The organism is Bartonella numerosa, from assembly GCF_037070845.1.
Taxonomy (GTDB): Bacteria; Pseudomonadota; Alphaproteobacteria; order Rhizobiales; family Rhizobiaceae; genus Bartonella.
This window is the reverse complement of sequence record NZ_JAYMZI010000003.1, coordinates 24,413-35,219: the sequence shown is the minus strand read 5'-3', so window position 1 is coordinate 35,219 and position 10,807 is coordinate 24,413. Positions and strand designations below refer to the sequence as shown.

The following is a 10,807-nucleotide window of genomic DNA, read 5'->3' as shown; positions in this document are numbered from 1 at the left end:
GTTGAAGAGGTTACACCGGAGGTATCTCCAGAGGCTGATCCAGAGGTTGTTGAAGAGGTTGCACCGAAAGTATCTCCAGAGGCTGATCCAGAGGTTGTTGAAGAGGTTGCACCGAAAGTATCTCCAGAGGCTAAGCCACAGGTTGCTGAAGAGATTACGCCGGAGATGTCTCCAGAGGTTGATCTAGAGGTTGTAAAAGAGGTTGCACCGGCAGCGTCTCCAGAGGCTAAGCCAGAGCTTGTTGAGGATGTTGCGCCGGAGACGATTTCAAAGACTTTTCCGAGGGTATCTGCAGGTATGACGAAAAATAAACCAGTCGTACCATCGCACAAACCGGCAGCACGAGAAATTTCTGAAGAGCAAGTTGCAAAGGGTCAGCAAGTTGCAGAAGCTACATCGCCAAGAAAGCATCCTCATCCGCAATTTAAGCCCAATCTCACTCAGAAGCCTGCGGTAAAAAATACACGGGTTGCAAAAAAACAAGATCGAGAAAAAGTTGAACAGACAATTGAGGATATTTTGGAAACAGAAGAAAGACATCTGTTCAATCAAGTAACTACGCAAGGAGGGGGGGCAAAGCGTTCGAAAAAGGCTGAAGCTTTTGGTGGACGAAAAAATATCGGTGATACCGAAAAGATGGCCCAAACGTTGGTTAATATCGTTGGTGCATGCATTCAAAAAAAGTTAAAACTTGTTGCTCTTGGTGGAGATTTAAGAAACCGCCCGGTTGTGCATTTGCGGTTTTACCTAAATCGTGAGGGAATGGTCGTAGGAGATCCAATCATCGAACCATTAAGCGGCGCACAAAGTCAAGAAGCTATTATGATAAGGCAAGTGCGTGCGGCGGTTTTTTCTTGTCAACCCTATACAGATCTCCCGCGCGAACAATATGACTTGTGGGGACAGGGGTTTGATTTTAATGTTGACCCCCTCCAAGAAATAACCCGATGAGAGACAGATATATTTTCTCTCTTAATGAAAGGATACACTCTGTTATGACTATAGCAAGGCGCAAATTTTTCTCTTGGTTTATGATTTGTTTGTGGTTATCGAGTTTTTCTTCTGCTCATGCGCAATTGAAAGGTACTATTTCTAGCGCTGATTTTAATCCTATTCCGATTGCAATTATGGATTTTGTTTCCAATGATTCGCTAGGGGTGAAAATTGCTGCCGTTGTTACGGCTGATCTCGAACGGTCAGGATTATTTTTGCCAGTTGATAAGTCGTCCTTTCTAGAACGGGACCCCGATTTTAACAGCCAACCGCATTTTGCTGATTGGCAAAAAATAAATGTGCAAGGCTTGGTTACTGGCCAGGTGGTGAGGGAAGATGATGGACGATTGAGGGTTGATTTTCGTTTATGGGACGTTTTGGGTCACCGTCAACTCAAAGGGCAGCGTTTTTCTACGGCCACAGAACGTTGGCGTCGTGTTGCGCATATGATTGCGGATGAAATCTATAGTGCGATGACAGGAGAAAGCGGTTATTTCGATACGCGGATTGTTTTCATAGATGAAACGGGACCCAGAAATGCGCGCATTAAACGTTTGGCAATCATGGATCAAGATGGAGCAAATTTGACCTATGTCTCTGATGGGCGCGAATTGGTACTGACCCCGCGTTTTTCACCTAAACGACAAGAAATTACTTACATGGCCTACGGCAACAACCAGACGCCTCATGTTTATCTGCAGCAAATTGAGATGGGGCAGAGAGAATTGATTGGGACTTTCAATAATATGACAATCGCTCCGCGCTTCTCACCCGATGGCCAGAAGGTGATCATGAGTTTGTTGCAAAATAATGGCAGTGCAAATCTTTACACGATGGATTTGCGAACTCGCATGATGACACGGCTGACGACGACTTCAGCTATTGATACGTCCGCTTCTTATTCACCAGATGGAAAAAAGATCGTTTTTTCATCGGACCGTAGTGGAAAGCCACAACTTTATGTCATGAATGCGGACGGGAGCAATGTTCAGCTTATTTCTCCCCATGAGGGAAGATATTCCACGCCTATTTGGTCTCCACGTGGCGACTACATTGCTTTTACGAAACAAGCAGAAGGAAAATTTTCCATTGGTGTTATGCGTCCTGATGGGTTAGGGGAGCGGATTTTGACTACAGGTTTTCACAATGAAGGACCAACTTGGGCTCCCAATGGTCGTGTTCTGATGTTCTTCCGTCAAGACCCTGGTATGGGGCCAAAAATTTACACGATCGATATTACCGGACGCAATGAACGCCGGTTGCCAACACCAAATGATGCTTCTGATCCGGCATGGTCTCCACTGCTTAGTACACAGTGAGGAACATGCTACCCAACAAAAATGAATAGTGCGCAGACGGTAAAATGAAAAAAAATCCTGCTTGTTTTCTTTTGTCCTGGAGGCTGATTTTTGGGCAGACTTATCTGGATTGTCACTAAGTATTACGCATGATTGCTGTTTTCCCCGTGTAATAGAATTTATTTCGGGAATAAAGACCTCTTTGTACTCAAGCCTGGTTTTTTGTTGAAGGCACTGCGGAGTATAACATAAACAAAATACCCCGCTTTGAAGCGGGGTTTTGTGATATAAATCAACATCGACAAGATTTATATAAAGGACAATAACACAGAAAACACTACGAGCTGACGATCGCGCAAAAGAGGCTATTTCATAGCAAGGGTCATGCAGACAATTTTGCTAAAACTTCATCGCTTACATCAAAATTTGCATAAACATTCTGCACATCGTCATCTTCTTCTAGTGTCGCAATAAGCCGCAAGAGCGATGAAGCTTTTTCCTCGTCTATTGGTGTAAGAGTAGAGGCTTTCCAAACAGTTTTAATTGATTCTGCTTCGCCGAGTTTCATTTCAAGCGTCTTTGAAACTTCGCCAATATCCTCAAAAGCGCAAATAACATGGTGCCCTGTCTCTTCTGATTGCACATCTTCGGCGCCGGCTTCAATCGCTGCATCTACAACGCTATCGGTCGTTCCTATCTCGGGTTTATAGATTATCTCACCAATCCGATCAAACATGAAGCTTACAGAACCTGTTTCTCCCAGTGCTCCTCCCGATTTTGTAAAGGCCGCACGTACATTTGAAGCTGTACGATTCCGGTTATCGGTTAAAGCTTCTACGATAATTGCAACACCTCCTGGACCGTATCCTTCATAGCGAACTTCATCGTAATTTTCGGTATCATTTCCCGTAGCTTTTTTAATCGCGCGCTCAATATTATCTTTTGGCATCGACTGCGCTTTAGCATTTTGGATGGCAAGCCTTAAGCGCGCGTTTATAGCAGGGTCAGGAGAACCTTGTTTAGCCGCGACTGTAATTTCGCGTGTGAGTTTGGAAAACACCTTCGAGCGCACCGCATCCTGACGTCCTTTGCGATGCATAATATTTTTAAACTGTGAATGGCCTGCCATTGCTTTCCTTTCTGTTGGAGATTTCTTCTAAATCGGAGCGACCGAACACCCACTTCCACGACACAAACACAGGTGTCTCAGAAGGCGCGCCGAAACGTAAGGTGAATAGGCCCAATAAACTCTTGTAAAAAAACTACACCATTATAAAAAAAATTGCATTAAAGGTAAAGGTACATCCTCGATGATTATCATGAGGTGGGGAGTCTTGTCGTTGATAAAAAATAACGTTACAATACACGCAACTTTATGATAAAAGTGGCTTGTTCTGTGTCTCGCTTTGTTTGGAGCGCGTGGAGAGGGCTTGGCATATGACAGAAAATACCCAGAGTTTCAAGGCGGGCGGTGGTCCGCCTCAGATAAGGCGAATAAGAGGATATGATAGAATGGCGACGCAACTTTTGATGCCGAAGGCGACAGCTGTTTGGTTGGTTGATAATACTGCACTTTCTTTTGATCAAATTGCGGAATTCTGCAAATTGCACGTGTTAGAAGTGAAGGCTATTGCTGATGGTGAAGCTGCTTGTGGAATTAAAGGCTTGGATCCGATCAGTTCTGGGCAGCTGACGCGTAGTGAAATCGCGCGTGTGGAAGCTGATAAAAATGCGCGTTTGAAAATTTCAGAATCGAGAGTCCACATTCCCGAAAAAAAGCGCAAAGGTGCCCGTTATATTCCCCTCTCTCGGCGTCAAGATCGCCCGAATGGTATTCTGTGGTTTGTTATAAATCATCCGGAGTTAAAAGATGCTCAGATCGCCAGGCTAATTGGAACGACAAAGGCAACTATTGAGCAGATCCGTAACAGGACTCACTGGAATAGCGCTAATTTGGTCCCCTTGGACCCTGTAGGGCTTGGCTTGTGTTCGCAAATTGATTTGGATATTGAGCTCCAGCGTGTCGCGAAAAGTCGTCCTGTGCCTGCTGAAGGAGATAGGTCTTTGCTTCCTGCTTCGGTCACGGAAAACGTTGCTCTCGATGAAAATAAAAATGAAGATGAAGAAGATATCAACAAAAACTTTGACGTAGATAAAGTTTTTGCAAAATTGAATGCGCTTCAAAAAAATCGTCAGGATAGCGCGTAAGCAGAATAAGGTGTATTGCGTAATATCGACGTGGCCGTTCGCGTTATGATGGGTAACTGTGAGCGGAGATGTGGGGGGTAACATAGCGGGGGCGTTTTCGTTAATGGTTGAGGCTGTTCCCGAAGAACAAGCTAGGAGGTTCGTCCCCTCGGTTTTTGTGTTTACAACAAGGAGAACCAATATATGAGCTCTTTCAAAACTATTCCCTTTCATCCATTGATAGTGATTTCGCTTTTTTCAATGTTTTTGGGTGCTTGCGGAGAAAAATATATAAATGCTGCTAGCGATATGAATAGCTCTTTCAGTGACGCTGATCTTCAGCAGGTTCCAGAAGATCTGAAGCAAAACTTTACAGTCAGTGTTGGAGATCGCGTCTTTTTTAGTCTTGATTCTTCTTCTTTAGAGCCTGATGCACGACGAACTTTGATGCGTCAAGCCGAATGGTTACTCCGTTATCCTATCTATTTTGTCACAATCGAGGGGCATGCCGATGAGCGCGGTACGCGCGAGTATAACTTGGCGCTTGGCCAGCGGCGTGCCGTTGCCGTGCGCGATTATTTAATTTCTCTTGGTGTGTCTGCGCAGCGGATACGAACAATTTCTTACGGAAAGGAGAGACCCGTAGCTGTGTGTAATGATGTTTATTGTTGGAATCAAAATCGGCGCGCTGTTACTGTGATCAATGGCGCCCAGGCCGATAGTGTTCTAGATTAATTAAATTCTTAGTTAATATATTAAGGTCAGATTTTTAGGGAAAATAGATATGTATGCGTGTAAAAAACAGGGTTGGAAATTTGCTTTTTTTGTGCCTATCCTTCTGTGTTTTACTTTGCCTGCTCAGAGTGCATCGCGAAGCCCTGAGGGATTTTCTACTTACGATACAGCTCCTTCTGATCAGGATGCTGCGTCTTCTAGCAGGGATGCGATGCCTTCTTCTGCTGATGACGCCACTTCTGCTCCCGCTCGTGATATGACGCTTCCGGCCCAGAATGTGGCACCTCCTGTCGAGGGCTCTATGCCTTCTTCTGCTGGTGATGCTACTTCTGCTCCCGCTCGCGATATGACGCTCCCGGCCCAGAATGTGGCACCTCCCGTCGAGGGCTTTATGCCTTCTTCTGCTGGTGATGCTACTTCTGCTCCCGCTCGCGATATGACGCTCCCGGCCCAGAATGTGGCACCTCCCGTCGAGGGCTTTATGCCTTCTTCTGCTGGTGATGCTACTCCTGCTCCCGCTCGTGATATGACGCTCCCGGCCCAGAATGTGGCACCTCCCGTCGAGGGCTCTATGCCTTCTTCTGCTGATGACGCTGCTTCCGCCCCCGCTCATGATGTGATGCTTCCGGCCAAAAATGTTACACCTCCCGTCGGGGACGCGACGATCCTTTTTGCGGATGAAGTTGCTCCTGCTCCTGCCCAAGATGCAACACATCCCGCCGAAGATGCTGTGCCTTCTTCTGATGATGCGGCTTCTCCGGTACAAGATACGACCCAAAGTCAAAAAAAAAATTTGGGAAAATCAGAAAGTTTTTCTGAAAAACTATGATCTGGATAAGCTCTTGCACACGGTACAAACGGTGCTTGAGAACAACAACCTGGGAGATACAAAAGAGCAGTTCTACCAACTTTTTGGTGAGGGGGAGGCTGCATTTCATTCTTGTTTTTCTGATAATCCCTACTTGGATAAAAGTTTTCAAGCTTTAGACGGTCCAGGGAAGGTTTATCCCATGGACAGTGATCAAAATTGTGCTTCTGGTGTTCCGTGTCATGGTTATAGAAACGGTTTAGAGGGCAAGGGTGGTGGCCTGGAGGAAACGTACGGCCTTTCAGGGAAAAAGCACGATGAGAAGCGCAGGCATGTTGTACAAAATCGGGGTGAAGATTCTTCTATACCCACTTCTAAGTCCCTGTACAAAAAAGGTTACGATTCTATTCTTTTAGGCGACTATATTGGGGCCGAGAAGGCTTTTTGCGCTTTCTATATCCATCACAAAGAAGATCCACTGAGTTTTGATGCTTTATTTTGGTGGGCAGAAGCTTTGTTAAGGCAAGAGCGCTATCATGAAGCGGCGCAAATTTATCTTACATTATGGTACACAGACAAAAAAATCTTCTACGATTCTGAAATTTTACTGAAATTAGCAATCAGTATAGCTGCTCTTGGGAAAAACAAAGACGACTGCACTTTCTTCGCAGCCAAAGAAGATAGATCTCAAACATTGGCAGATGCCTTTTGTCAACATCTTTAGAAGAGGTGGAATCTTTCAAAGTGCTTGTTAAATTGGCAAAAGGTATTTTTACAACGTCAGATTTCATCCATTGCAAAAAATTGATTTTGGCAGTTTCGGGTGGGAGTGATTCGCTTGCTTTATTGTTTTTGGTTAGAGACCATTTGAGAACCTTGTCTGCTCCTCCGGAAATGATCGCTGTGACTGTTGATCATCAACTGCGCAGAGATTCGGCTTGTGAAGCAGAGAATGTTGCAAAAATTTGTCATGCCCACCATATTCGGCATATCATCGTGCGATGGGAAGGGAAGAAGCCAAAGACGCATATTGCTGAGAAAGCGCGTGTTGCACGTTATGATCTTTTGTTTCAAGAAGCGCAAAAACATGGCGCAACACTTATCATGACGGGACATACACTCAATGATCAAGCTGAAACCTATCACATGCGCCGTCAACGCTTTCAAAGGAGTACGAATACTGTACAACAAGGGTCTTTTAAAGCAGTATGCGAAGGGTTTTATTCTACAGAAGTAGTAAAAAATACTGCAGAAGAAGATCGTTTACTAGTGTATGGGCGTGGTTTATCTTGTATCCCGCGTGAGGCGTTGTTGCGCCGGACAGTGCGTTTAGTCCGTCCGCTTCTTGGTGTGAGACGCAAAACATTGCGCGCCTATTTGCGTGTTAATGGGCAGGCATGGATTGATGACCCAACAAATGAAGATGTCAATTTTGAACGTGTGCGCGTACGCCGTTCCCTTCACCCCAAAAAGCTTAATGTCATTGCTAAAAAGATCAGTAAAGCTGCGCTTGAACGCCGTAGGCAGGCGCAAGATATTGCTGATTTGGTTTTGGCTTTGGATGTGGCAGTTGAATATGGGCGTTGCTTTATCGGAAAGCCTGCGCCTTTTTTATACAAACATCCCAATTTTTCTTTCGTTGTTGGGCTTTTCGCGGTGCTGATGGGGGGAAGATCTTATTTGCTTCCTCATACAAAATTGGCCACTCTTGGGCAAAGATTGCATTTATCCTCCGCAAAAAAACAGCGCTTTACTTTGGCTGGGTCTGTCATTGAATATAGCCAAAACGGTATCATGCTTTGGCGCGAAGCTCGGAATATCAAAGAAGCTGTTGTTAATCCAGGAGGCTCTTTTTTATGGGATGGGCGCTATCAGGTTACCAACCATGGAGACGAAACCATAAAGGTCGGAGCGGCTGATTTAAGACATTTGCAATCCTTGCTCAAAGACAATGTGCCGGATCTAAAACATCCCCATTTTCCATCTTTGCAGTCATTACTGATGATATCAAATAGCGCAGGTATCGATATTCCAGAGCTTACTTATCAGAATGTTTTTCAACAAAAACAAAATATTATTATAAAACGAATTATGGCACCATTCGACTGGCTTTTATCATGCGAAGATGCCGCTCTTGTTAATGTTGTTGAATCTTTTTTTAACATAGAGATAAAAAGATAAAGGAAAAATAACCGAAAAGATGGTAAACTGCTCCTTATATCTTGGCAAGGGGAAAACAAGGTTATATGTTAAGGAAGTTATTTAAGAATTTATGCACGATTAAGCAAGTGGACCTGATATGAATTCCAATTACCGTTCTCTCCTTATTTGGGGGGTTATTGCATTAATTTTGATTGTCTCGTTTTCTCTCTTTAATGGGGATGGGCAGCGCTCTGGGAGTGGAGAGGTATCTTACTCTGAATTCCTGAAAAGGGTTGAGAATAACGAAATAAAATCCGTAACCATTCAAGGTCAAAAATTGACGGGATATACCGCTGAGTTCAGAGCGATCTCGACTTATGCGCCGCGAGATTTGAGCTTGATACAAAAACTAGAAAGCAAAAATGTTAATGTTAAGGCTATTCCCGAAAGCTCTGGGAATGGTATCTTCCTTAATCTTTTATTTTCATTGCTGCCTGTTTTGATCATCGTTGGGGTATGGATATTCTTCATGCGACAAATGCAAAGTGGGTCGCGCGGTGCGATGGGGTTTGGGAAATCAAAAGCAAAATTGCTCAATGAGGCTCAGGGACGCGTTACCTTTCAGGATGTCGCTGGGGTCGAAGAGGCAAAGCAGGACCTCCAAGAAATTGTCGAGTTTTTGCGTGAGCCACAAAAATTTCAGCGTTTGGGAGGGCGTATCCCACGGGGGGTTTTGCTCGTTGGTCCTCCGGGAACCGGTAAAACCTTGCTTGCTCGCTCTATTGCTGGTGAAGCCAATGTGCCGTTCTTCACAATTTCAGGATCAGATTTTGTGGAAATGTTTGTTGGTGTTGGTGCTAGCCGTGTTAGGGATATGTTCGAACAGGCAAAAAAAAATGCGCCTTGTATCATCTTCATTGACGAAATTGATGCCGTAGGACGCCATCGTGGTGCAGGATTAGGAGGGGGAAATGACGAACGAGAGCAGACCTTAAATCAGTTGCTTGTTGAAATGGATGGATTTGAGCCGAATGAAAGCATCATTCTTATTGCTGCAACAAACCGTCCTGATGTGCTTGATCCTGCTTTGTTGAGACCTGGGCGCTTCGACCGGCAGGTTGTTGTGCCAAACCCTGATGTCATGGGACGTGAACAAATATTGAAAGTTCATGTGCGGAATGTGCCTTTAGCACCTAATGTTGATCTGAAAGTTTTGGCAAGAGGAACGCCAGGTTTTTCTGGTGCCGATTTGATGAATCTTGTCAATGAAGCTGCTCTTATGGCTGCCAGTCGCAATAAGAGAGTGGTCACAATGCAAGAATTTGAAGATGCTAAAGACAAGGTTATGATGGGTGCTGAGAGAAAATCAACCGCTATGACGCAGGCAGAAAAAGAACTCACCGCGTATCATGAAGCAGGACACGCTATCGTGGCTCTTAATGTTCCTGTTGCTGATCCTGTCCACAAAGCGACAATCGTTCCAAGGGGAAGAGCTTTGGGTATGGTTATGCAATTACCCGAGGGTGATCGTTATTCTATGAGCTATCGATGGATGGTTTCTCGTCTCGCTATTATGATGGGTGGAAGAGTCGCTGAAGAGTTAAAGTTTGGAAAGGAAAACATAACGTCAGGTGCTTCTTCTGATATCGAACAAGCAACAAAATTGGCTCGGGCAATGATTACCAGATGGGGATTTTCTGATCTGCTTGGTCATGTTGCTTACGGGGACAATCAGGATGAAGTGTTCTTGGGCCACTCTGTCGCGCGGACACAAAATATCTCTGAGGAAACAGCGCGTATGATCGATTCTGAAGTTCGCAAGCTCATCGACAATGCCTATACAAGTGCAACAAAAATTCTGAAAGAAAAAAAGAAAGAGTGGTTCGCCCTCGCCGAGGGATTGTTGGAATATGAGACTTTGACAGGTGTTGAAATTAACGAGGTCATTGCAGGAAAACCTCCTTCAAGAACACAAAAAGATGAAAATGCTCCCTCGCGTGCATCATCTGTTCCTAAAACTGGGATGAGTAAGCTGGATCCTGTGGAAAAAGCAGAAGAGAAAGAAGATGTTAAGAATAAAGAGGTAGAAGAATTAGGATTCGAGGTTGGAGAAAAAACAACAAAGTCCAATGACGCTAAGCTTAAAGGAGAAAAGTCTAGTGGGGATGGTAAAAAGTCAAATTCTGTTGGACGTAAAGGAAAAAAGGGGTCTTCTGACGATTCTTAAAGGGGAACTTCTTAAGATTTTGGATGATATTTTAAAAAAGGTGCGGGCAGGTTTGCACCGTGCGGCGGTTGCTCGTGGAGTAGATGAGATATTGCTTCTAAAGGAGCGTTGAGAGTGCCGCCTTTAGATGAGGGCGGTTTTTAGCAGGAGCCGTGAATTCGTTCTTGGATTGTATTTTGGAGAATATCTGCGTAAGTGAAGTATCTTAAAAGGGAATATCGCTCAGATTTTGGCTATCAGGCGCGTTTGCAAAATGGTGCGGTGCCCGGTGTCGGTTGGCTTGCTTTAATTGATCAGAGACAGGTAAATAGGAGTACTAATCAGTATACGAGGCGCAAAAACGTCTGTGTGGGGGTGCTCCGTGACTTTTATAGAACCAAAGATTTTTTGAAATAGAATTGAAGATTTTTTGAACAT

At 44.6% G+C, this 10,807-nt stretch carries 9 protein-coding genes; 8 read left to right on the top strand and 1 reads right to left on the bottom strand.

Annotated elements, in window-relative coordinates; all coding sequences use genetic code 11:
• Positions 1 to 951: cell envelope integrity protein TolA (gene tolA / locus WCP75_RS02230; RefSeq protein WP_503623849.1), on the top strand; the 951-nt coding region annotated here is incomplete at its 5' end.
• 44 nt (positions 952 to 995) lie between these two features.
• Positions 996 to 2,312, top strand: a complete 1,317-nt coding sequence (gene tolB / locus WCP75_RS02225) for a Tol-Pal system beta propeller repeat protein TolB (RefSeq protein ID WP_336276623.1) — start codon at positions 996 to 998, stop codon at positions 2,310 to 2,312.
• Positions 2,313 to 2,673: 361 nt separating this feature from the next.
• Here tolB and WCP75_RS02220 read toward each other — a convergent pair whose 3' ends face one another.
• Entirely contained in the window at positions 2,674 to 3,420 is a 747-nt protein-coding gene (locus WCP75_RS02220) for a YebC/PmpR family DNA-binding transcriptional regulator (RefSeq protein ID WP_336276622.1), read from the bottom strand.
• Positions 3,421 to 3,803: 383 nt separating this feature from the next.
• Here WCP75_RS02220 and WCP75_RS02215 point away from each other — a divergent pair, with 383 nt between their 5' ends.
• The 6 genes from WCP75_RS02215 (at position 3,804) to ftsH (ending at position 10,390) form a co-directional block, all read left to right on the top strand.
• Complete coding sequence (locus WCP75_RS02215; protein ID WP_336276698.1) at positions 3,804 to 4,499, top strand: DUF1013 domain-containing protein; 696 nt, start codon at positions 3,804 to 3,806, stop codon at positions 4,497 to 4,499.
• Positions 4,500 to 4,682: 183 nt separating this feature from the next.
• The gene (gene pal, locus WCP75_RS02210) at positions 4,683 to 5,213 is read left to right on the top strand and encodes a peptidoglycan-associated lipoprotein Pal (RefSeq protein ID WP_336276621.1); all 531 of its coding nucleotides are present in this window, start codon (positions 4,683 to 4,685) and stop codon (positions 5,211 to 5,213) included.
• Positions 5,214 to 5,262: 49 nt separating this feature from the next.
• A complete protein-coding gene (locus tag WCP75_RS02205) occupies positions 5,263 to 6,042 on the top strand; it encodes a ribosomal eL19 family protein (RefSeq protein WP_336276620.1) in 780 nt (259 codons plus the stop codon).
• Positions 6,043 to 6,055: 13 nt separating this feature from the next.
• Positions 6,056 to 6,745: a tol-pal system YbgF family protein gene (locus WCP75_RS02200; protein WP_336276619.1), complete on the top strand. Its 690-nt coding sequence runs from the start codon at positions 6,056 to 6,058 to the stop codon at positions 6,743 to 6,745.
• Between the two features lie 20 nt (positions 6,746 to 6,765).
• Positions 6,766 to 8,202, top strand: coding sequence for a tRNA lysidine(34) synthetase TilS (tilS, locus tag WCP75_RS02195; RefSeq protein ID WP_336276618.1), 1,437 nt, complete (start codon positions 6,766 to 6,768; stop codon positions 8,200 to 8,202).
• Between the two features lie 118 nt (positions 8,203 to 8,320).
• Positions 8,321 to 10,390: an ATP-dependent zinc metalloprotease FtsH gene (gene ftsH, locus WCP75_RS02190; RefSeq protein ID WP_336276617.1), complete on the top strand. Its 2,070-nt coding sequence runs from the start codon at positions 8,321 to 8,323 to the stop codon at positions 10,388 to 10,390.
• Positions 10,391 to 10,807 lie beyond the last annotated feature (417 nt).

Excerpts from the sequence above, each read along its gene's own strand:
- tolB (WP_336276623.1), top strand. The coding sequence starts at position 996 with ATGACTATAGCAAGGCGCAAATTTTTCTCTTGGTTTATGATTTGTTTG.
- pal (WP_336276621.1), top strand. The coding sequence starts at position 4,683 with ATGAGCTCTTTCAAAACTATTCCCTTTCATCCATTGATAGTGATTTCG.
- WCP75_RS02205 (WP_336276620.1), top strand. The coding sequence starts at position 5,263 with ATGTATGCGTGTAAAAAACAGGGTTGGAAATTTGCTTTTTTTGTGCCT.
- WCP75_RS02220 (WP_336276622.1), bottom strand. The coding sequence starts at position 3,420 with ATGGCAGGCCATTCACAGTTTAAAAATATTATGCATCGCAAAGGACGT.
- ftsH (WP_336276617.1), top strand. The coding sequence starts at position 8,321 with ATGAATTCCAATTACCGTTCTCTCCTTATTTGGGGGGTTATTGCATTA.
- WCP75_RS02215 (WP_336276698.1), top strand. The coding sequence starts at position 3,804 with ATGGCGACGCAACTTTTGATGCCGAAGGCGACAGCTGTTTGGTTGGTT.